The sequence below is a fragment of the Burkholderia sp. E168m15 genome (genome assembly GCF_016586105.1).
In the GTDB taxonomy this organism is placed as follows: Bacteria; Pseudomonadota; Gammaproteobacteria; order Burkholderiales; family Burkholderiaceae; genus Burkholderia; species Burkholderia orbicola.
Window position 1 is genome coordinate 1 of the sequence record NZ_BCPO01000125.1, and the last position, 21,133, is coordinate 21,133.

Here is a 21,133-nt window from a genome sequence, read left to right on the forward strand (position 1 = left end):
CCTGCACGACCCGGTCGACTGGGCCGAGGAAGTGGCCAGCGCGCTGATGATCGTGCTGGTGTTCTTCGGCGCGGCGACGGTGCTGGGGCGCAGCCAGCATGTCGGCATCGACGTGTTTCGCGGCCGGCTGCCGGCACGCTGGCAGGGCGCGCTGATCCAGGTCGGCCACTGGATCGTGGCGGCCGTCGCGCTGAACCTGCTGGTGTCGTCGTGCCAGTTGCTCGCGGATTCGTACGACCAGCTGACGACGGGCGGCCTGCCGGGCTGGATCAACGGGTATCCGATGATGTTCGGCGCGCTGTTTATGACCGTATTCGCGCTCGCCAATGCGCTGAACGCGCCGCGCCGCCGGGTGATCGGCACGTTCGTGTGCTGTGCGGCGCTCGCGGGCGCCGTGTACGGCTGGAACGCGCTGTGGCCCGCGCAGGCGGTCGCGCCGGGCACGCTGCTGGTCGCGGGCTTCGTCGGCGGGCTGGTGCTCGGCGTGCCGATCGGGTTCGTGCTGGCGTTTTCGGCGCTGCTGTATTTCCTCGCCGATCCGACGCTGCCGCTGCTCGTCTACTCGCAACAGGTGATGGCCGGGGCCGACCACTTCGTGCTGCTCGCGGTGCCGTTCTTCGTGCTGGCGGGGCTGCTGATGGAGACCAACGGGATGTCCGCGCGGCTCGTCGAGCTGCTGCTGCGGATCTTCGGGCGCGTGCGGGGCGGGCTCGGCCTGATCGTGATCTTCGCGACGGCGTGCTTTTCCGGCGTATCGGGCTCGAAACTGGCCGATATCGCGGCGGTGGGCGGCGTCGTGATGCCGGCGGTGCGCCGCGCGCGGCAGGACCCGAACGAAACCGCCGCGCTGCTCGCGTGCAGCGCGGTGATGGCCGAGACGATTCCGCCGTGCGTGAACATGATCATCATGGGCTTCGTCGCGAACATCTCGATCGCCGGGCTGTTCGTCGCGGGGATCGTCCCGGCGGCCGTGCTGGCCGCGTCGCTCGCGGTCGTGACGGTGATCACCGGGCGCAAGATCGACGTGGCCGAGGTGTTCGGCGAGCGTCGCGCATGGCTGCCGCTGGCGGGCGGCGCGCTCGTCGCGCTGGTCATGGTCGCGATGATCGGCAAGGGCGTGACGTCGGGGATCGCGACGTCGACCGAAGTGTCGGCGTTCGCGGTGGTCTACGCGCTCGTCGTGGGCTGGATCGCGTTTCGCGAACTGACGTGGCGCTCGGTCGGCCGCGTGTTCGTGCGCGCCGCATCGATGGCGAGCGGTATCCTGTTCATCGTCGCGGCGGCGTCGAGCGTGTCGTTCGCGCTGTCGATCGAGCAGATTCCGGCCCTCGTCTCGGGCACAATGACGGCGTTTGCCCATCAATACGGCGCGACGATGTTCCTGCTGCTGGCGGCGCTGCTGATGATCGTGTTCGGCGCCGTGCTCGAAGGCGCGCCCGCGCTGATCATCTTCGGGCCGCTGCTCGCGCCGATCGCACTGCAGCTCGGTATCAATCCGCTGCATTTCGGCACGGTTGTGGTGGTGGCGATGGGGTTCGGGTTGTTCGCGCCGCCGGTCGGGCTCGGGCTGTTCACGACGTGCGCGATCACGGGCACCGAGGTCGGGCGCGTAGCTCGGCCGATGGTGAAATACCTGCTGGTGCTGTTCGCTGCCCTCGTGGCGCTGATCTTCGCACCGGCGTTTTCGTTGTGGCTGCCGGCCCATTTCGGCCTGTAGCCCGTTCCATGCAAGACGACATGAGTACGATTCAGGACGTGGCCCGTCATGCGGCCGTTTCGGTCAGCACGGTTTCGAACGTGCTCAACGGACGCACCGACCAGATGAAGCCGGAAACGCTCGAACGCGTGAAGGCGGCGATGGACGCGCTGCAGTACCGGCCGAGCACGCTCGCGCGCCAGCTCAAGACGGGGCAGACGCCGCTCGTCGGGCTGCTGGTGCCGTCGATGGCGAACCCGATGTACGGCTACATCGCACGCGAGATCGAGGCCTGCGCGCAGGAACGGTATGGCCATCGCGTGCTGATCGGCAACACGTACCGCGATGCGCGCAAGGAGGCGTCGTTCTTCGACGATCTCTATGCGCACGGCGTGCGGCGCGTGATCGTGATCTCGTCGCTCGCCGACGAAAGCCACCTCGAGCGTGCGGCCGAGCGGGGGATGACGGTCGTCAGCTACGACCGTCGCGCGACACCCGGCGAGCAATCGAAGGTCGATCACGTGACGGCCGACAACGAGGCGGCCGCGCGGCTCGCGACGCGCCGGCTCGTCGAAGCGGGCCATACGCGGCTCGCGTTCGCGACGGTGGCCGGCGTCACCGTGAGCCGCAGCGACAAGATCCGCGGCTTTCTCGCCGTGGCGAGCGAGGCGGGCGGCGCCACCCAGGCGCGCGTGCTCGACGGCGGCCCCGCGAACGAATACGGCGACTCGGTGATCGTCGATGTCGGGCGTGCGCTCGGCGTCGAGCTCGCGGCCGATCCGGCGCGGCCGACCGGCATCGTCGCGGTCAACGACCTGTTCGCGCTCGGCCTGATGGCCGGGCTGCGCGACGGCGGCTTGCGGGTGCCGGACGATGTCTCCGTCATCGGGATGGACGGTCATTTCCTGTCGGCGATCTCGTGGCCGGCGCTCACCACGGTGCAACTGCCCGTCACCGAAATGGCCGGCGAGATGGTGCGGCGCGTGATGCGGCAAGAGGGCGACGCGCCGGCCGCATCCGGGCAATGCGTGTTCGCGGACGTGACGCTCGTGGAGCGCGCGTCGGTGGCGTCGCCGCCGACGCAGGCGGCCGGCACGCGGGGGGATTACGCATGACGCGCGTCTACGTCACGCATCCGGCCGGGATGATCGACCACTACTACGGCGCCAGCGCGTTGCGCGCGCTGCGCGCGATCGCGGACGTCACCTGCAACCCGCACGATCGCGAACTCGACACGGACGAGCTGATTGCCGCCGCGCAGGGATGCGACGCGATCATCGCGTACCGGCAGACGCCGGCGCCTCGCGCGCTGTTCGCGGGGCTGCCGGCCCTCGCCGCGTTCCTGCGTTGCGCGGTCGACATCCGGACGGTCGACGTCGCCGCGGCAAGCGCGTTCGGCGTGCTGATCACGCAGGCGAGCCCCGGCTTCGGCCCGGCCGTCGCCGAATGGGTCGTCGGCGCGATGATCGAGCTTGCGCGCGGGATCGGCGGCTACGCGGACGCGTATCACCGCGGCGCGCCGCCGGTGCCCCGGATGGGGCGAGAATTGCGCGGCAGCACGCTCGGCCTGATCGGCTATGGGCAGATCGCGCGCCATCTCGCCCCGGTCGCGACGGCGCTCGGCATGCGCGTGCTCGTCAGCGATCCATACGTACGGGTCGACGCGCCTCCGCTCGAACAGGTCGACTTCGCCACGCTGCTGCGCGACGCGGATTTCGTCGTCTGCCTTGCGCCGGCCACGCCGGCCACCGCGAATCTGATCGATGCGGCGGCATTCGCCGCGATGAAGCCGGGCGCGTGCTTCATCAATGCGTCGCGCGGCGAACTCGTCGACGAACAGGCGCTGGCCGACGCGCTCGCCAGCGGGCGGCTGGCCGGTTGCGCGCTCGACGTCGGCCGCGCGGCGGACCAGATGCCGACGCCCGCGCTGGCCGCGCATCCGCGCGTCATCGCGACCCCGCACATCGGCGGCCTGACGCTGCCGGCGATCGAGCATCAGGCGCTGGAGACGGTCGACCAGCTTGCTGCGTTGCTCGACGGACGCGTGCCGACCGGCGCGGTCAACGCCGCGCAGGCGACGCGGCTCGCGCGCTGGCGCGCATCGCATGCGTCCGTCGCACCGGGCGGGCGATGACGCGCGACGAGGCGGGCGGCACGCGGTTCGCCAACGCGTGCGATTGCCATATCCACATCTACGACGATGCGTATCCGCTCGCGCCGACGGCGACGTTTCGACCGCCCCATGCGCCGGTGGCTGCCTATCGGCGCATGCAGCAGGCGCTCGGCCTCACGCGTGTGGTCGTCGTGCAGCCGACCGGCTATGGCTTCGACAACCGGTGCACGCTCGACGCCTTGGCCGCACTGGGCCCGCAGGCGCGCGGCGTCGCGACGGTACCGGTCGACGTGCCGGAGGCCGAGCTGGAACGTCTGCATGCCGCCGGCATGCGCGGCGTGCGCTTCATGATGCTGGCGGGCGGCACTGCGCAATGGCGCGATCTGGAGCGGATGGCCGCGCGGATCGCGCCGCTCGGCTGGCATATCGACCTGCAGTTCGACGGCCGCACGCTGGGCGAGATCGAGGCGACGCTGTCGCGGCTGCCTGCGCGTATCGTCATCGATCACACGGGCAAGTTCCTGACGCCCGTCGCGCCGGATGCGCCGTCCTTCCTCGCACTGCGACGCCTGCTCGATCGCGGCCACGCATGGGTGAAGCTGTCCGCGCCGTACGAGACGTCGCGATCCGGCGCACCGGGCTACGACGATGTCGGGCGGCTTGCCGCCGTGCTCGCGCGCGGCCATTCGGCGCGCTGCGTGTGGGGCAGCAACTGGCCGCATCCGAACGCGTCGCCGCCGCCCGACGATGCGCGTCTGCTCGGCTGGCTGCACGATTGCGCGGCCGACGACGCGATTGCCGGCGCGATCCTGGTCGACAACGCGGCTGTGCTTTATGGATTTCACGCGGACACGCAGCCCGAAACCGCCACGTCATGCGCCATCGCCCCCGTCCGGTAACGGCGGCGTGAAGCGAGGCAGAGGGAGGAGACTTGAAGACGTGCGCGCGGCCCGGCGGAGAGCATCCGGCGGGCCGCGCGCAGCGGGACGTCAGTGGGTGAACGACAGGAACAGATAGGCGGCGAACAGCGCGACGTGCACGACGCCGTGCAGCACCGTCGTGCGCCCCTGGCTCAGCGTGAGCGTGCTGACCAGCAGCGTGAGCGCGAGCAGCACCGTCTCCATTGCGCCGATCCCGAGCGTGAGCGGCTGGCCGACCCAGATGAACACGGCCGCGACGGTCGGGATCGTGAGCCCGATGCTCGCGAGCGCCGAACCGAGCGCGAGGTTCATGCTGGTCTGCAGGCGGTTCGCGCGCGCGGCGGTGACGGCCGCGAGCCCTTCCGGCAGCAGCACGAGCGCGGCGATCACGATACCGACCGCGGCTTCGGGCGCGCCGAGCTTCAGCACCGCATGCTCGACGGCCGGCGACAGCAGCTTCGCGAGCAGCACGACCGCGACCAGGCTCGCGAACAGCAGCACCATGCTGGTGATCGCGGTGCGGTTGCTCGGCGCCGCCGCGTGCACCGCTTCGTCGGCGGTGTCGTGCGCGGCGAGGAAGTAGTCGCGGTGGCGCACGGTCTGCACGAACACGAACGCGCCATACAGCACGAGCGATGCGACGCCGGCGAACGCGAGCTGCGATTTCGAGAAGAACGGGCCCGGGGCGGCGCTCAGGTAGTTCGGCATCACGAGCGACAGCACCGACAGCGACGCGAGCACCGCGAGCGCCTTGCTCGCGCCGCGCCCCTGGAAGTCCTGTTCGCCGTGCTTCCATGCGCCGACCAGCAGGCAGATGCCGACGATGCCGTTGCAGATGATCATCACGGCGGCGTAGACGGTGTCGCGGGCGAGGCCCGATTTTTCCGGGCCCGCGCCGAGCATCACCGATACGATCAGCGCGACTTCGATGACGGTCACGGCGACCGCGAGCACGAGCGTGCCGAACGGTTCGCCGACACGGTGCGCGACGACTTCCGCATGGTGGACGGCGGCGAACACGGCGCCGGCGAGCGCGGCGGCGAACACCGCGATGACGAGGCCTTCGGCCGGCACGACGCGCGACAGCGCGAGTACCAGCCAGGCGGCAAGCGGGGCCCAGAGGGTCCAGCGCGGGAGCTGGTTGGACGAGAGCGGCATGGAGGGTTTCCTGATGCGAGTGGCGGCGCGCGACGCGCCGTCACGGGTTGACGAAGCCCGGCCGTACTATCCGCCGAACGAGGACGATGAAACCGAGGGGGGCGGCACGCAACGGTGCTGCCCTGGGTTCGCTGCCGCGAGGCGGCGAGGGGCGCGGGCGGGTCGAAGCCCGTCGCGGAATGAAACGGTTCGATGCGGCTGCCCGCGGACGGCGGGACGAGCACACGTGGCAACGCGCGGGCCGGAAGCTTGACTCGACCCCGAAAGGGAGCGATGGACAGCGGTGACGGCGCGACACGCGTTTCCCCCTGGAATCCGGCAATTTGTCGAATTTTATCAGGCGATCGGGGGTCACTATCTCATATTCGAACGCTTACGTTGACCTTTCTGTTTACAAAAAGTGCCCCGGTCTTTCGATTTTTTTGTCTTTGCAGTTTCCGTAACGCTCTCTTGCCCGACACATTCGGGCTCGCCCTGACATAAATCTACCGACCGGTCGGTTTATAATCGCTCGCACTTCCCCTTCATGACGGATCGCAAGCGATGGCTGTTTCCTCTGCACATTCGGTGAACTCGGGCGCGCTCGCGCCGTCGGCCGTCGTCGGCGTGATCGGCGCCGGCGCGATGGGCGCGGGCATTGCGCAGGTCGCGGCGGCGGCCGGCCATGCGGTGCTGCTGTACGACCTGAACGAAGCAGCCTGCGACAAGGCGCTGGCCGGCATCCGCGCGCAGTTCGCGCGGCTGGCGGAGAAGGGCCGGCTCGAACCGGCGCAGGCCGACGCAGCCGGCAACCGGCTCCGCGCGGTGCGCGCGCTGGCCGATTTCGCGGGCGCCGCGCTGATCGTCGAAGCGGCGGCCGAACGGCTCGACGTGAAGCGCGAGATCTTCGCGACCCTCGAACGTCATGTCGACGACGCGTGCGTGCTGGCGACCAACACGTCGTCGATCTCGATCACGTCGATCGCGGCCGGGCTGCGCGTGCCGCAGCGCGTCGCCGGCCTGCATTTCTTCAATCCGGCGCCGCTGATGGCGCTCGTCGAGGTGGTCAGCGGGCTCGCGACCGCGCCCGAGGTCGCCGGGATGCTGCATGCGACCGCCGCCGCGTGGGGCAAGCAACCGGTGATGGCGAAATCGACGCCGGGCTTCATCGTGAACCGCGTCGCACGGCCGTATTACGCGGAGGCGCTACGCGTACTGAACGAGCAGGGCGGCACGCCGGCCACGATCGACGCGGTGATGCGCGAAGCTGGCGGCTTCCGGATGGGGCCGTTCGAGCTGATGGACCTGATCGGCCACGACGTGAATTTCGCGGTGACCGAGTCGGTGTTCCGCGCGTACTTCAACGACCCGCGCTACACGCCGTCGCTGATCCAGCAGGAACTCGTGAACGCGGGCTTCCTCGGGCGCAAGTCCGGGCGCGGCTTCTATTCGTATGCGGACGGCGCGACGCCGCCCGCGCCCGATCTCGAGCCGCCGCGCGCCGCGCCGGCCGACGTCGTGCTGTTTGCGCAGGAAGGCCCGGCCGCCGCGCTGCACACGCGCCTGGCCGAACGGATCGAAGGCGCGCGGCGCAACGGCGCGCATGCGGACGAACTGCTCGCCGTGGCCGGCCGCGCGTCGATCGCGCTGACCGATGGCCGCACCGCGACCGCGCGCGCCGCCCAAACGGGCGTGGCCGACCTCGTGCTCGTCGACCTGGCGCGCGATTACGCGCAGGCCGGGCTCGTCGCGCTGACGCGTGCGCTCCAGTGCAACGACGCCGCGTATGCGGACGCGGTCGGCCTGTTCCAGCAGGCGGGCTTTCGCGTGGTCGGCATCGCGGACGTGCCGGGAATGGTCGCGATGCGCACCGTCGCGATGCTCGCGAACGAGGCGGCCGACACGGTCAACCAGGGCGTGTGCTCGCCGGCCGATCTCGATCTCGCGATGGAGAAGGGCGTGAACTATCCGTGCGGCCCGCTCGCGTGGGCCGATGCGATCGGGATCGGCCGCGTGCATCGCGTGCTGTCGAACCTGGCGGCGAGCTACGGCGAGGACCGCTATCGCGTGTCGCCGCGCGTCGCCGCGCTGCACGCGGCCGGCCGCACGTTCCGGTCGTAGCCGCCCGCGCCGTCACTTCGAACACGACAACGACCACTCCACTGGAGGAGCACCCCGATGACTCACCCGACGCATCCCGCCGCCGCCCTCGAGCCGATCGAGACCGCCAGCCGCGACGAACTGCAGGCGCTGCAGCTCGAACGCCTCAAATGGTCGCTGCGCCACGCATACGACAACGTCCCGCACTATCGGCGCACGTTCGATGCGGCGGGCGTGCATCCGGACGACCTGAAGTCGCTCGCCGATCTCGCGAAATTCCCGTTCTCGACCAAGACCGACCTGCGCGACAACTATCCGTTCGGCCTCTTCGCGGTGCCGCGCGAACAGGTCGTGCGCGTGCATGCATCGAGCGGCACGACCGGCAAGCCGACCGTGGTCGGCTACACCGCGCGCGACATCGACACGTGGGCGAACGTGACCGCGCGCTCGATCCGCGCGGCCGGCGGCCGCCCGGGCGATACGCTGCACAACGCGTTCGGCTATGGTCTCTTCACCGGCGGTCTCGGGATTCACTACGGCGCGGAGCGGCTCGGCTGCATGGTCGTGCCGATGTCGGGCGGGCAGACCGAGAAGCAGGTGCAGCTGATTCGCGATTTCGAGCCGAAGATCATCCTCGTCACGCCGTCGTACATGCTGAACCTGATCGACGAGATGGTGCGGCAGGGAATGGACCCGGCCGAATCGTCGCTGAAGATCGGCATCTTCGGCGCCGAGCCGTGGACGCAGGCGCTGCGCGACGAAGTGGAGACGCGCGTGGGCATCGACGCGCTCGACATCTACGGGCTGTCGGAAGTGATGGGCCCGGGCGTCGCGTGCGAATGCGTCGAGACGAAGGACGGCCCGGTGATCTGGGAAGACCATTTCTACCCGGAGATCATCGACCCCGTCACCGGTGAAGTGCTGCCCGACGGCAGCCAGGGCGAGCTCGTGTTCACGTCGTTGACGAAGGAGGCGATGCCGGTGATCCGCTACCGCACGCGCGACCTCACCGCGCTGCTGCCGCCGACCGCGCGCGCGATGCGCCGGCTCGCGAAGATCACGGGCCGCTCCGACGACATGCTGATCGTGCGCGGCGTGAACGTGTTCCCGAGCCAGATCGAGGAGATCGTCGTCGCGCTGCCGCAGTTGTCGGGCCAGTTCCAGATCACGCTGTCGCGCGACGGTCACATGGACCGGCTCGACCTCGCGGTCGAGTTGCGTTCCGAGGCGGCGGCGTCGGTGAGCGACGGCGATCGCGCGGCACTCGCGCGCGAGCTGCAACACCGGATCAAGACGATGGTCGGCGTGTCGTCCGGCGTGACGGTGCTGGCAGCCGGCGGTATCCCGGCGACCGCGACCGGCAAGGCGCGCCGCGTGATCGATCGCCGCCAGGCGGCGTGATTTCGATATGTGCCGTTCTACCCGAGGAAATGGTTCGATGGATGGATTGAAGACCCTGGCCGTCACGGTCGATGCACGCGGCATCGCGACCGTCGCGCTGCAGCGCGGCGACGTGCTGAACGCGTTCGACGAGACGATGATCGCGGAACTCACCGACGCCTTCACGGCGCTCGGCCGACGCGACGACGTGCGCGCGATCGTGCTGCGTTCGGATGGCCGCGCCTTTTGCGCGGGCGCCGACCTGCAGTGGATGCAGCGCGCGAGCGCGAACGATGCGGCCGCGAACCTGCGCGACGCCGAGCGGTTCGCCGCGATGATGCGCGCGATCCGGCAGTGCCCGAAACCGACGGTCGCGCGCGTGCAGGGTCACGCGTTCGGCGGCGGTGTGGGCCTGTGCGCGGCGTGCGACATCGTGATTGCGAGCGACCACGCGCGCTTTTCGGTCAGCGAGGCGCGCTTCGGCATCCTGCCGGCCGTGATCGGCCCGTATCTGGTCGAGGCGGTCGGCCAGCGCCAGGCGCGCCGGCTCGCGCTGACCGCGACGCAGCTCGCGGCCGCCGAAGCCGTCGCGATCGGCCTGATCCATCAGGCCGTGCCGCTCGATGCGCTCGACGACACGCTCGAGCGCACGCTCGCGGAGTTGGGCCGCAACGGCCCGCACGCGCTGATGGAGATCAAGCGCTTTTTCGACGCGATCGGCGAGTACCCGCCGTCGGACGAACGCGCGGCGTTCACCGCGCAGACGATCTCCCGCGTGCGGGCGACGCCGGAAGCGAAGGAGGGCTTCGCGGCCTTCTTCGCGAAGCGGCCGCCGGCGTGGGAGGCGGGCGCCGGATAAGGCTGCACGACGAACCTCCACGACGATCGACGGCGAAGCCGGGCCGGCGGCATTTTGCGTCTCGGGCGCGAGCGCTTGCACTACAATGCGTGACCCCCGGCGCTGCCGGCCCCGTTCCGACCGATGCTTCGCACGATGATCGTCAACCGCCTTGTCTCCGAGATCCTGTTCGGCTTTACCGGCCTGATCGGCATCATCAATCCGATCGGCATCGCGTTCCTGTTTCTCGAACGGACCGAGACGCTCACCGCGCACGAGCGGGATCTGCTCGCGAGGAAGGTCGCGTTCAATGCGTTCGTCGTGCTGATGGTCGCGTTCTTCGCCGGCACGCCGGTGCTGCATTTCTTCGGGATCTCGATGGAAGCGCTGCGGATCGGCGGCGGCTTCGCGGTCGCCGTGGCCGGCTGGCAGATGCTGAACGAGCCCGACGGGCCGGGCGGCGGCGATACGCCGGTCAAGCCGATCGACGCGAACGCGATCATGACGCGCGCGTTCTTCCCGTTGACCGTGCCGCTGACGGTCGGCCCCGGCTCGATCGCGACCGCGATCGCGCTGAACGCGAACCGCACGCACAAGCTGTCGGAATTCATGCTGTCGAGCATCGTGTCGATCGCCGTGTCCGTGCTCGTCGCGCTCGTGATCTGGCAGGTCTACAGCCGCTCCGCGCTGCTCGCACGCTACCTCGGCAGCGAGGGGACCAAGGTCGCGAAGCGCGTGTCGGCGTTCCTGCTGCTGTGCATCGGCGTGCAGATCATGCTGACCGGCTTCTCCGCGTTCCTGCAGCCGCTCGCCGACCAGGCCAAGTAACCGGGGCGCCCGGTTCATCCTTCGAGGTTCAACCTTTCACGCAGCCTGCACGCGGCGCGCGCTCATACGCGTTCGCGGCGTGCGGGATACCATGCGACGTCTGGCGGATGCCGCGTGCATCCGGCCGCAACCCCAACTTGAGTGGCGAGGCGAGCAATGGAATACGTGAAATTCGGGTCGACCGGGCTGGACGTGTCGAAGCTGGTGCTGGGCTGCATGACGTTCGGCGAGCCGTCGCGCGGCACGCATCCGTGGACGCTGCCGGAAGCGGAAAGCCGCCCGATCATCCAGCGGGCGGTCGAGGCCGGCATCAACTTCTTCGATACGGCGAACATGTATTCGGACGGTACGTCGGAGGAGATCGTCGGCCGCGCGCTGCGCGATTTCGCGAAACGCGACGACGTCGTGATCGCGACCAAGGTGTTCTACCGGATGCGGCCGGGGCCGAACGGCGCGGGCCTGTCGCGCAAGGCGATCATGACCGACGTCGACCAGAGCCTGAAGCGGCTCGGCACCGACTACGTCGATCTCTACCAGATTCACCGCTGGGACTACGGCACGCCGATCGAGGAGACGCTCGAGGCGCTGCACGACGTCGTGAAGGCCGGCAAGGCGCGCTATATCGGCGCATCGTCGATGTTCGCGTGGCAGTTCGCGAAGGCGCTGCACACGTCGAAGCAGAACGGCTGGACCCGCTTCGTCAGCATGCAGAACCACCTGAACCTGCTGTATCGCGAAGAGGAGCGCGAAATGCTGCCGCTGTGCGAGGACGAAGGCATCGCGGTGATCCCGTGGAGCCCGCTTGCACGCGGGCGCCTGACGCGCAACTGGGACGAAACGTCGGAACGGCAGCAGAAGGACGACGTCGGCCAGCGGCTGTACGACGCGACGGCCGATGCCGACAAGGCGGTCGTCGAGGCCGTCGCGGCGATCGCCGCCGCGCGCAACGTGCCGCGGGCGCAGGTCGCGCTGGCGTGGGTCGCGCAAAAGCGCGGCGTGACCGCACCGATCGTCGGCATTTCGAAGCCGCAGCAACTGGACGACGCGCTCGGCGCGCTCGCGCTGAAGCTGACCGACGACGAAATCGCCACGCTCGAACGCCCGTACGTGCCGCACGCGGTGGCCGGGTTCAACTGAGCGGCAGCGCGGGCGACACAGGCGCCGTCGCCGCGATCAGCGCGCGGCGGCGAGCATCGGATAGGTGAACAGGCCGAAGTGGACGACGTTCAGCCCCGCATGCGCGAGCGCGGCAGCGAGCAGGCCGCCGCGCCGCCACGCGAGGCCGTAGCCGACGCCGGCCACCGTGCCGAGCACAATCCATGGCCAGCCGCCCGCTGCGTGCGCGGCGCCGAACAGCAGCGCGCCGGCCGCGAGCGCGAACCACGGGCCCCATGAGCAGGCGCGGAACGCGCGGGTCAGCCCGCCTTGCACGTAGCCGCGGAACAGCGCTTCCTCGGCGAGCGTCACCAGCAACAGGTTGTTCGCGAGCCACAACCAGCCCGACGGCGGCCATTTGGGGGCCCAGCCGACCATCCCGAACGCGAGCGCGCCGGCCAGGCACGCAATAGCCGTTGCGACGGCCGCCACCGCACCGGTGCGCAGCGCGCGCGACAGCGCGACGTCCGGCGCAACCCACGGCAGTGCCCACAACAGCCACAGGCCGACGAGCGGCTTGTCGAAATTCAGGTACATCGTGAACGGCACGGCGTCCGGCGTGAAGCGGATCGGCCCGATCACGCGCGGATTGTGGAAGCCGGGAATCAGATGCAGGCTCAGCGCGATCGCGAGCGCGGCAAAGACGAGGTGCGCGATGATGCGCACCGCGAGCGGGCGCTCGGGCAGCACGCCCCAGCCGGCCGCGATCAGCAGTGCGAGCGGCGCCAGCGTGATCGGCGCAAGCTGGCCGAACGCCAGCGCGCCCCCGTAGCCGAGCGCGGCGAGGCCGATGCTCAGGCCGTGCAGCGGGCGATGCCACGCGCAGGCGGCGGCCGCGAACAGGGCGAGCCAGATCGTGGCACACGGAAGGAGCGAAAGGGACATGACGGAAAACGGATGGGCGGACGAGACGCCGCGCATCATACAGCAGGCGCCGTGACCCGCCGCCGGACAGCCGGCGCGCCGCGCGTCAGCGGCCGGCGGTTTCGGTGACGCCGCCGCGGCCCGGAATGTCGACGCTGTTGCGCACGCGCATCCGCCGCCGGTACCAGAACGTCCACAGCAGCAGGCAGGCAAATACCGTGTAGCCCATGACCGGCGACACGACCAGCACGCGTTCGACCGGCCAGTTGACGACCATCCACCAGCGCAGCAGCATCTCGACCGTCATGATGGCGCCCCACACGAACGTCATCAGCCGCAGCATCTGCCGCAGGCCCGGTTGCGCGTCCCAGACGGCTTCGAAGTGCGCGGCGCCGCCGTCCATCTCGCGGGCCACGGTCGCGCGGGCCAGATAGTAGATCAGCGGGCGTTCGCGGAACAGCGACAGCAGGAACACGATGCCGATCGTGCCCGAGCCGATCGATTCGCGCATCAGCAGCGTGCGCGGACTGCCGCCGAACGCCATGCCGACGATCGACAGCGTGATGCCGAGCAGCACGATGGCCGCTACCGCGTCGACGCGGCGCGAGCGGATGAATTCGACGATCGACCAGATGATCGGCGGAACCGCCGACGCGTACAGCGCGCCGGTTTCGCCGAAATACGGATGCGCGACCCGATAGGCCACCCAGGGCAGCACGAGGTTGACGAAGAGTTCGAGAATCAGTCCGGCTCGCGGTTTCACGATGCGCCATTCCACGCAGGTCGGGGCGAACGTACGCAACGCGTGGTTGCCCCCGGTTGTCCCGAAAAGGGTTCGATTCAGTATATCGAAGAATCGTGCGGGGTTGCGGTGTCGCCTGCCGCGACGGCATCGGCTGTAGCCGGTATGCGAGTGCATGGTCCGCCAGAGGGATCGGCGCACGCGACCGCTGCTGGGCCGGGGCGCGCTGCACGATCGCGTCGTCGCGTCGCGGCAAGGCGCCGATCGGAATGCGTTTGCGGTTGCGTTTGCGGTGCGCGAGCCTGCGCGGCGCGGCGTGAATCGAAGCCGCGGCCGCGCGCGGGCGGTCAGGCGACGGCCGGCTGGACGATGATCTTCACGTTGCGGTCCTTGTGGTTGACCAGCTCCTCGAAGCCGTGCGCGACGATGTCGCCGAGCGCGATGCGCCCGGTGATGAGCGGCTGCACGTCGATGCGGCCGTCGGCGATGAAGCGGATCACGTCCGCGAATTCGCCGTTGTACGCGAGCGAGCCGATCACTTCCTTCTCGGTCGACACGATGTCGAAGAAGTTGAACGGCGCCGGTTCCTCGAAGATGCCGACCATCACCGCCTTGCCGGCCTTGCGGATCACGTCGATCGCGAGCTTCGCGGTGGCCGTGTGCCCGATGCATTCGAACGACACGTCGGCGCCGTAGCCCCCGGTCAGCGCCCTGACTTCGGCGATCGCGTCGGACGTCTTCGGATCGATGACGACGCTCGCGCCCACCTCCAGCGCCTTCTGCTTGCGCGCGGCCGACATCTCCAACGCGATCACGCGCCCGGCGCCCGCCGCCTTCGCGCACATGATCGTGCACAGGCCGATCGTGCCCGCGCCGACCACGACGACGGTCTGCCCGACGATGTTGCCGGCCTTCTTCACCGCGTGCAGCCCGACCGCGAGCGGTTCGATCAGCGCGCCGGCCTCGGTCGGGAAATTGTCCGGCAGCTTGTACAGCAGTTCGGCCGGCACGTTCACGTATTCGGCAAACGCACCGTTGTTCATCAGCCCGGTGAACGCGAGGTTCTCGCAGATGTTGTACAGCCCGTGCCGGCAATACCAGCAGGTGCCGCAATGCTGGCACGCGTCGGCCGTCACGCGGTCGCCGACCGCGTAACCCGACACGCCCGCGCCGAGCTCGGCGATCTCGCCGCTGAACTCGTGGCCGAGGATGCACTGGCCCTTCAGGCCGGTCAGCGGATGCGGCGCGTCGACCGGGATGAACACCGGCCCGGCGACGTATTCGTGCAGGTCGGAGCCGCAGATGCCGCACCAGTGCACGCGGATCGTGACCCAGCCGGCGGGCGGGCGCTCCGGAACGGGAACCTCTTCGACGCGGATGTCGTGGCGGCCATGCCAGACGGCGGCCTTCATGCTGGATGCGATGTTCGGTGCCGGTGTACTCACGTTGCTGTCTCCGTCAGGTTGTCGTCGGGCGCGCGGCAATGCTGCCGGTGCGCCCGTCGCGCGATTGCGCGATCGACGGTATGCAGGAACGGGGCCAGCGCGAAGTGCGGTGGTGCGTGGCGGTCGACGGTGCGCGTGGCGTGCGTTGCACCATGTCACTTTCTGCCGACCGGAGGGGGTTCGGAACGAATGGGGCGCCGAATTTGCTGCGACAGCGAAACAGCGAGGCGAGTGAGACGCCGGGACGTTCGTCTCAGCGCAATGAGACGAATCGCGAGACGAACCGCAACGGGGGGCGTTGCTCGATCCGCGTTCAGGCGAGCACTTCGTCCACGGCAACCGCGGCGAGCGATGTGAATCCGGCGGCACGGTACAGCGGCTGGCCGGCTTCGGTCGAGATGAGCCATACGCGGCGCGCGCCGCGGTGCCGCGCGTGCGCGACGATCGCGGCGAGCAGTTGCGTCGCAAGGCCGCGACGCCGGTAGGCATCCGCCGTTCCGACGCGGTCGACGACGATATCGCGCGGCGACGCGAAGCCGTAGCGCGCGGTGGCCGCGATCTGCCCGTCGAGCCGGTGCGCGAACAGGAACGCGGCCGGATTCCGCTGGAACGGCGGGAAGGCGCCGCTGGCGTTGAACGCGTCGATCGCGTCAGGCGTGTCGCAGGCCAGCGAGAGCGCGAGCGCGTCGTCACCGGACAGCCCGTCGATATCCGCGGCCATGAAATGCTCGTCGGTCAGCCGGCGCGTCCGGCCGTGCAGCGCGGGCGGCAGCGGCGCCGCGCCGTAGCGCGTGATCCAAGCGCCAACCGCAAACGGGCCGGCGGCGGACACGGGCGCCCCCTCGATCGTGAAATGCTCGAAAGGCCGGCCCATCGCGCCGTCGAACTGTACGACATGGCCGTCCGGGCCGTCGTGCAGCGGCGCGTCGCGCCGGTCGCGCGCGGCGCAGTATCCGGCGATGAAGGTGCGCACGGCCGCCTTGCGGCGGGGGAAATCCGTCCAGGCTTCGTCGAGCGGGAACAGCGTGGCCGGTGCAGGGGAGGCGGTCGACATAAGGAGGGGCGCGGCGTTGTCGGACGAAGCGGACAGCTTAGACCAGGATGCCGTCGCGTGTCGCGACGGCCATTGTCACCGTCGCCGAAACGGATCGTTGCGCGCGCTGCCCCTTTACTTGAAGTTAACTTCAATTTGTATCATGTGCGCCAGTCCGATTGCGGCCGCGTGAGACATCCCGTTGCACGCCGCCGCTTCAACGGAGGTGAAGATGACCGAATCGCCTGTCGCGGCCGATGCCGCCACGCTGCCGGCGCGCAGCTACCGGGCCGCCGTCGCGAACGTCGTGCTGGCGAGCATAGTGTCGGCGCTGCACGTCGGCAAGGCGACGATCGGCTTGCCGTCGCTCCAGCACGAGTTCGGCGGCTCGTTCGCGTCGCTGAGCGGGATCATGTCGGTGTTTCCGTTCGTCGGCGTGTTCGGCGGGATCGCCGCCGGCCTGCTGGTGCGGCGCTGGGGCGACCGGCGGCTGCTGGTGACGGGCCTCGTCATCCTCGGCCTGTCGAGCGTGGCCGGCGCCTGGGCCGGCAGCTTCGCGCTGTTGCTGGCCACGCGCTTCGCGGAAGGCCTCGGGTTCGTGATCGTGGTGGTCGCTGCGCCGGCCGTGCTGAACCGCGTGACGCCGCCCGAACGGCGCAATTTCGCGTTCGGCCTGTGGAGCACCTTCATGCCGGCCGGCATGGCGCTGTCGATGCTGGTCGGGCCGCTGCTCGGCGGCTGGCGCAACGGCTGGCTCGCGGCCGCGGCGCTGACGCTCGTCGCGGCGGCCGCGGTGCCGGTCACGACGTCGGCCGACGCGCCGTCGCGGCAGGCGACGACGCGCATCGGCCCCGCGCTGCGCGCCGTGCTCGCGTCGCGCTCGACCACGCTCCTCGCACTGGGCTTCGCGACCTACAACGTGCAGTTCTTCGCGGTGATGACGTTCCTGCCGGTGTTCCTGATGCAGCGCCTCAGCGTCGCGGTCGGCGCGGCGGGGCTGATCAGCGCGGCGATCGTCGCCGCGTGCGTGATCGGCAACCTGACGGCCGGCTGGCTGCTGTCGCGCGGGGCGCGACCGGGGATCGTGATGGCGGCGACGTCGGTCGCGATCGGCGCGGCGGGCGCGGGCCTCTTCAGCGCCGCGACACCCGCGCCGCTCGCGGTCGCGCTCGGGTTCGCGTTTTCGGCGATGGCCGGGATGCTGCCCGCGACCATTCTCGCGTGCGCGCCGGGCTCCGCCCCGTCGCCGTCGCTGGCGCCGCTCAGCATCGGCTGGGTCGTGCAGGGCAACTATCTCGGCCAGGTGATCGGGCCGCTGACGATCGGCGTGATCGTCGGTGCATTCGGCTGGTCGGGCGGCATCGGGCTGATGCTCGCGGCCGCCGCCGTCGGCGCGGCGATCGGCCTGTCCCTGCTGCGCGAACCGATGGGCCGGCGCTGAACGCGCCGGCGTCGTTCAACCTGCACGGAAATTCGTCAAGCATGCTCAACACCATGGAAAGCCCGATCTGCGAAGAAGACCTGTCGTGCGACGCGTCCGCGTTCGACGAAGACGACGCGATGCCGTCGCGCGGCGGCGTGGTCGCGCATCCGCTCGTGACGATCGGCCGTGCGCCGATTCCGGAGCACGCGACGGCCGCGGCATCGCCGTTGCGTCCGCAACTGTTCGTCACGGTGCTGGAGGCGGGCGACGACGCACTGCTGGTGCGCTGGGTCGAGAGCGGCCGGTGTCATTACGGCGAGCAGCGCTGGCGGCTGCGCGTCGCGTTGCAGCCCGGCCGCTGCGCGCTTTCCGGGCAGCCGATCGAGCCGGGCGAGCCGGTGTTCCGGCCGGTGCGGCGGCCCGTGCCGGCCAATGGCGACGAGATGATCCGCCCGGCAGCGCTGCCGGGGATGGACGGTGCGGCGTGCGACGCCACGCCGGAGGACGGCGACGCACGCCATCCGGCCGATGTTCGTGGCTGAACGTCGGCTGGCGGCGGCGCGACGTTACTTCTTCAGATCGTGCCGGTACTGGATGAAACCGGCATTGTTCGCGAGCTTGTCGTACAGCGCCCGCGCGGTCGTGTTGGTCTCGTGCGTGAGCCAGTACACGCGGCTCGCGCCGGCTTCGCGCGCCCGTTCGTACACGGCCTCGATCAGTGCGCCGCCCGCGCCTTGCCCGCGCGCGTCGGGCGCCGTGTACAGATCCTGCAAGTAGCAGTACGGCCCTTCGGTCCAGCACGAACGGTGGTAGATCGCATGGACGATCCCGACCAGTGCGCCCGACGCGTCGAACGCGCCGAGCACGAACATCGGCTCGGCCGGGTCCATCAGGCGCGCCCAGGTCGTCGCGAACACCGCGTCGCTCAGCGCGGTGTCATAGAACTTCTGGTAACCCTGCCACAGCGGACGCCACGCGGCTTCGTCGGCGGCGACCAGCGGGCGCACCGTGACGCGCGTGGCGTCGTTCGCGCGGCCGGCGGCATCGCGCGCGCTGGCCTGCGCGTGGCGGATCGCGGCGAGCGACTGGCGTTGGTTGCCTTGCGCGTCGAAGTTCTCCGGTGCGAGCCATGCTTCGAACGCGGCACGCACATCCGGCCATTCGCCGTCGACGATCGAGAACCACGCGGTGTCGCGATTGCGGCCGCGGTAGATGATCGCCTGCCGGAACGTGCCTTCGTAGCGGAAGCCGAGGCGGGCAGCCGCCTTGCGCGACGGCGCGTTCAGGTCGTCGCACTTCCATTCGTAGCGCCGGTAGCCGAGCGTGTCGAACGCGTACTTCATCAGCAGGAACTGCGCTTCGGTCGACACCGGCGTGCGCTTGAGCAGCGGCGAGAACGTGACCGAGCCGACCTCGATCACGCCGTTGGCCGGATCGATGCGCATCAGCGCGAGCGTGCCGACCGCGCGGCCCGTGGCGCGGTCGATCACCGTGTAGTGCAGCGGATCGGTGCTCGCCTGCGCGCCGCGCGCGTAGTCGCGGTAGCCGGATTCGTCGGCGTACGGGCCGTGTGCGAGATAGGTCCAGTCGCTGCCGTCGGGCGCCTGTGCGTAGGCGGCATACAGATCGGCGGCGTGGCGTTCGGCGTCGAGCGGCTCGAGCCGGCAGTAGCGGCCTTCGAGCACGATGCGCTCCGGGCGCGGACGCGCGGACCAGTCGGGAACGGGGTGGCCGATGGGCTGCTGGAAAGCGTTGGTGAGCGTGGGCAAGGTCGATCTCGCTTCGGTTGGCGGCCGGCGACATGCCGGCATGCAGACGATCGTAGTCCCGCCGAGGTACCATGAGAAGCGCCAGCGAGCGGTAAATTTATGGTGCCACGATCTCGGGCCGCCAGCCGCGCGCCGGTCACCGTGCGACGCTCGCCCGGGCGTCACGTTCCGATCTTTTCACGCTGCGATGTTCCGATGACGACTGCCTTTCCTGCCGGCGACGCACCGTTGCTGCCGCTCGATGCGCCGCTGGCGCGCACGCCCGGCGCACCGTCGCTCCAGCGCCAGTTGCTGCGCCGTGTGCGCGACGCGATTCTCGGCGGCGCGATGCCGGCCGGCACGCGGCTGCCCGGCACGCGCGCGCTGGCCGAAACGCTCGGCGTGTCGCGCAATACGACGGCCGCCGTGTACGAGCAGCTCGTCGCCGAAGGCTTCCTGCAATCGGATCGTCGCGGCACGCGGGTCGTCGGGCTGTCGCGGCCCACGCCGCCGCGCCGGCGTGCCGCGCCGCCGGCCGTCGCGCAGCGGCTCGGCCGGATTCGCCCGAGCCTCGTCGGCACCGGCGAATCGGAGGGCTTTCGTCCGGGCGTGCCGGCGCTGTCGCATTTCCCGGTGGATGCGTGGCGGCATGCGATCGACCGCGCGTTGCGTCGCGCCGGCCGCGAGCTGCTGGCGTACGGCGATCCGCTCGGCGAGCGCGCGTTGCGCGAATCGATCGCGCGCCACCTGGCCGTCACGCGCGGCGTGCGCTGCGATCCCGAGCAGATCGTGATCACCGAAGGCGCACAAGGGGCGATCGCACTGTGCGCGCAACTGCTGACGAATCCGGGCGATACGGTGTGGGTCGAGGAGCCCGGCTATCGCGGCGCGCGCACCGCGATGCAGGCGGCCGACCTCGACGTCGTGCCGATGCCGGTCGACGTCGAAGGGCTGCGCGCGGAACCGGACGACTGGCGCGAGCGGACGCCGCGCCTCGTCTACACGACGCCGTCGAACCAGTTCCCGACCGGCGCCGTGCTGTCGATCTCGCGTCGGCTCGCGCTGATCGACGCGGCGCGCCGCCATCGCGCGTGGATCATCGAGGACGACTACGACAGCGAATTCCGTCACACCGGCGAGCCGATCGGCGCGATGCACGGGCTGGCGCCCGATTCGCCGGTCGTCTATCTCGGCTCGTTCAGCAAGACGATGTTTCCGGCGCTGCGGATCGGTTTTCTCGTGCTGCCCGACGCGTTGCTGGCTGCCGTGCGGCCGGCGCTACCGGAGATGCTGCGCGGCGGGACGCGCCACGTGCAGCTCGCGCTCGCCGACTTCATCGAGACGGGCGAGTACGGCCGGCATCTCGGGCGGATGCGCCGGCTGTATCGCGACCGGCGGCGGTTGCTGCTCGCCGCGCTCGAGCGCAGCCTGAGCGTGCCGCACCAGGTCGAGGGCGGCCCGTGCGGGCTGCATCTCGCGCTGCGGTTGCCGGCGCGGTATCGCGATCGCGCGATCGTCGAAGCGGCGCGCGCGCATGGCATCGGGCCGTTTCCGCTGTCGGGTTTCGCGATCGATGCGGCGCGGGCCGGCAACGGGCTCGTGCTTGGTTTCGGCAATACGTCGGCCGATGCGTTCGAGCCGATGTTGCGGATGGTGTCGGCGATCGCGGAGCGGGTGGGCGCGGGGGATGCGTGACGGGATGGTTTCGCGG

Annotated in this window: 18 protein-coding genes; 12 read left to right on the top strand and 6 right to left on the bottom strand. The window is 70.0% G+C overall.

Features of this window, described 5'->3' with window-relative positions; genetic code table 11:
* The 4 genes from JMF86_RS19830 to JMF86_RS19845 form a co-directional block, all read left to right on the top strand.
* Positions 1-1,717 (top strand): TRAP transporter large permease subunit (locus JMF86_RS19830; RefSeq protein ID WP_201317115.1); only part of this gene is annotated, 1,717 nt, incomplete at its 5' end.
* An 8-nt stretch (positions 1,718-1,725) separates the two neighbouring features.
* Positions 1,726-2,811, top strand: coding sequence for a LacI family DNA-binding transcriptional regulator (locus JMF86_RS19835; RefSeq protein ID WP_041489641.1), 1,086 nt, complete (start codon positions 1,726-1,728; stop codon positions 2,809-2,811).
* Entirely contained in the window at positions 2,808-3,830 is a 1,023-nt protein-coding gene (locus JMF86_RS19840; RefSeq protein WP_011547581.1) for a D-isomer specific 2-hydroxyacid dehydrogenase family protein, read from the top strand. The genes JMF86_RS19835 and JMF86_RS19840 overlap by 4 nt, the downstream gene beginning before the upstream one ends.
* Complete coding sequence (locus JMF86_RS19845) at positions 3,827-4,708, top strand: amidohydrolase (protein WP_011547582.1); 882 nt, start codon at positions 3,827-3,829, stop codon at positions 4,706-4,708. The genes JMF86_RS19840 and JMF86_RS19845 overlap by 4 nt, the downstream gene beginning before the upstream one ends.
* A gap of 90 nt (positions 4,709-4,798) precedes the next feature.
* On the opposite strand, the gene JMF86_RS19850 is transcribed toward JMF86_RS19845, so the two are convergent.
* Positions 4,799-5,887, bottom strand: coding sequence for a calcium:proton antiporter (locus JMF86_RS19850; protein WP_011547583.1), 1,089 nt, complete (start codon positions 5,885-5,887; stop codon positions 4,799-4,801).
* Between the two features lie 543 nt (positions 5,888-6,430).
* On the opposite strand from JMF86_RS19850, the gene JMF86_RS19855 reads away from it, so the two are divergent.
* The 5 genes from JMF86_RS19855 (at position 6,431) to JMF86_RS19875 (ending at position 12,149) form a co-directional block, all read left to right on the top strand.
* Positions 6,431-7,987: a 3-hydroxyacyl-CoA dehydrogenase gene (locus tag JMF86_RS19855; protein WP_011547584.1), complete on the top strand. Its 1,557-nt coding sequence runs from the start codon at positions 6,431-6,433 to the stop codon at positions 7,985-7,987.
* Between the two features lie 57 nt (positions 7,988-8,044).
* A complete protein-coding gene (gene paaK, locus JMF86_RS19860) occupies positions 8,045-9,367 on the top strand; it encodes a phenylacetate--CoA ligase PaaK (protein ID WP_011547585.1) in 1,323 nt (440 codons plus the stop codon).
* Positions 9,368-9,404: 37 nt separating this feature from the next.
* Positions 9,405-10,205 (top strand): enoyl-CoA hydratase-related protein, encoded by an 801-nt coding sequence (locus JMF86_RS19865; RefSeq protein WP_011547586.1) that lies wholly within the window; start codon positions 9,405-9,407, stop codon positions 10,203-10,205.
* A 135-nt stretch (positions 10,206-10,340) separates the two neighbouring features.
* Complete coding sequence (locus JMF86_RS19870) at positions 10,341-11,012, top strand: MarC family protein (RefSeq protein ID WP_027806145.1); 672 nt, start codon at positions 10,341-10,343, stop codon at positions 11,010-11,012.
* Between the two features lie 156 nt (positions 11,013-11,168).
* On the top strand, positions 11,169-12,149 hold the full coding sequence (locus JMF86_RS19875; protein ID WP_011547587.1) for an aldo/keto reductase: 981 nt from the start codon (positions 11,169-11,171) through the stop codon (positions 12,147-12,149).
* A gap of 36 nt (positions 12,150-12,185) precedes the next feature.
* On the opposite strand, the gene JMF86_RS19880 is transcribed toward JMF86_RS19875, so the two are convergent.
* The 4 genes from JMF86_RS19880 to JMF86_RS19895 all read right to left on the bottom strand — a co-directional run bounded on the left by JMF86_RS19880 (position 12,186) and on the right by JMF86_RS19895 (position 16,272).
* A complete protein-coding gene (locus JMF86_RS19880; protein WP_041489478.1) occupies positions 12,186-13,052 on the bottom strand; it encodes a type II CAAX prenyl endopeptidase Rce1 family protein in 867 nt (288 codons plus the stop codon).
* 85 nt (positions 13,053-13,137) lie between these two features.
* Positions 13,138-13,794 carry a VC0807 family protein gene (locus tag JMF86_RS19885; protein WP_011547589.1) on the bottom strand — a complete coding sequence of 219 codons (657 nt, stop codon included), beginning with the start codon at positions 13,792-13,794 and terminating at the stop codon, positions 13,138-13,140.
* Positions 13,795-14,120: 326 nt separating this feature from the next.
* On the bottom strand, positions 14,121-15,185 hold the full coding sequence (locus tag JMF86_RS19890) for a 2,3-butanediol dehydrogenase (protein WP_011547590.1): 1,065 nt from the start codon (positions 15,183-15,185) through the stop codon (positions 14,121-14,123).
* A gap of 346 nt (positions 15,186-15,531) precedes the next feature.
* The gene (locus JMF86_RS19895; protein ID WP_011547591.1) at positions 15,532-16,272 is read right to left on the bottom strand and encodes a GNAT family N-acetyltransferase; all 741 of its coding nucleotides are present in this window, start codon (positions 16,270-16,272) and stop codon (positions 15,532-15,534) included.
* 211 nt (positions 16,273-16,483) lie between these two features.
* Between JMF86_RS19895 and JMF86_RS19900 the strand changes: the two genes are divergently transcribed.
* Positions 16,484-17,692 carry a CynX/NimT family MFS transporter gene (locus JMF86_RS19900; RefSeq protein ID WP_041489386.1) on the top strand — a complete coding sequence of 403 codons (1,209 nt, stop codon included), beginning with the start codon at positions 16,484-16,486 and terminating at the stop codon, positions 17,690-17,692.
* Between the two features lie 41 nt (positions 17,693-17,733).
* Positions 17,734-18,216 (top strand): DUF3331 domain-containing protein, encoded by a 483-nt coding sequence (locus tag JMF86_RS19905; RefSeq protein ID WP_011547593.1) that lies wholly within the window; start codon positions 17,734-17,736, stop codon positions 18,214-18,216.
* Between the two features lie 24 nt (positions 18,217-18,240).
* On the opposite strand, the gene JMF86_RS19910 is transcribed toward JMF86_RS19905, so the two are convergent.
* Entirely contained in the window at positions 18,241-19,443 is a 1,203-nt protein-coding gene (locus tag JMF86_RS19910; RefSeq protein WP_041489387.1) for a GNAT family N-acetyltransferase, read from the bottom strand.
* A gap of 195 nt (positions 19,444-19,638) precedes the next feature.
* Between JMF86_RS19910 and JMF86_RS19915 the strand changes: the two genes are divergently transcribed.
* Positions 19,639-21,117, top strand: coding sequence for a PLP-dependent aminotransferase family protein (locus tag JMF86_RS19915; protein ID WP_011694762.1), 1,479 nt, complete (start codon positions 19,639-19,641; stop codon positions 21,115-21,117).
* The last annotated feature ends 16 nt before the right edge of the window (positions 21,118-21,133 follow it).

Coding starts and splice junctions, on each gene's coding strand:
- JMF86_RS19835 (WP_041489641.1), top strand. CDS start 1,726: ATGCAAGACGACATGAGTACGATTCAGGACGTGGCCCGTCATGCGGCC.
- JMF86_RS19840 (WP_011547581.1), top strand. CDS start 2,808: ATGACGCGCGTCTACGTCACGCATCCGGCCGGGATGATCGACCACTAC.
- JMF86_RS19845 (WP_011547582.1), top strand. CDS start 3,827: ATGACGCGCGACGAGGCGGGCGGCACGCGGTTCGCCAACGCGTGCGAT.
- JMF86_RS19850 (WP_011547583.1), bottom strand. CDS start 5,887: ATGCCGCTCTCGTCCAACCAGCTCCCGCGCTGGACCCTCTGGGCCCCG.
- JMF86_RS19855 (WP_011547584.1), top strand. CDS start 6,431: ATGGCTGTTTCCTCTGCACATTCGGTGAACTCGGGCGCGCTCGCGCCG.
- paaK (WP_011547585.1), top strand. CDS start 8,045: ATGACTCACCCGACGCATCCCGCCGCCGCCCTCGAGCCGATCGAGACC.
- JMF86_RS19865 (WP_011547586.1), top strand. CDS start 9,405: ATGGATGGATTGAAGACCCTGGCCGTCACGGTCGATGCACGCGGCATC.
- JMF86_RS19870 (WP_027806145.1), top strand. CDS start 10,341: ATGATCGTCAACCGCCTTGTCTCCGAGATCCTGTTCGGCTTTACCGGC.
- JMF86_RS19875 (WP_011547587.1), top strand. CDS start 11,169: ATGGAATACGTGAAATTCGGGTCGACCGGGCTGGACGTGTCGAAGCTG.
- JMF86_RS19880 (WP_041489478.1), bottom strand. CDS start 13,052: ATGTCCCTTTCGCTCCTTCCGTGTGCCACGATCTGGCTCGCCCTGTTC.
- JMF86_RS19890 (WP_011547590.1), bottom strand. CDS start 15,185: ATGAAGGCCGCCGTCTGGCATGGCCGCCACGACATCCGCGTCGAAGAG.
- JMF86_RS19895 (WP_011547591.1), bottom strand. CDS start 16,272: ATGTCGACCGCCTCCCCTGCACCGGCCACGCTGTTCCCGCTCGACGAA.
- JMF86_RS19900 (WP_041489386.1), top strand. CDS start 16,484: ATGACCGAATCGCCTGTCGCGGCCGATGCCGCCACGCTGCCGGCGCGC.
- JMF86_RS19905 (WP_011547593.1), top strand. CDS start 17,734: ATGCTCAACACCATGGAAAGCCCGATCTGCGAAGAAGACCTGTCGTGC.
- JMF86_RS19915 (WP_011694762.1), top strand. CDS start 19,639: ATGACGACTGCCTTTCCTGCCGGCGACGCACCGTTGCTGCCGCTCGAT.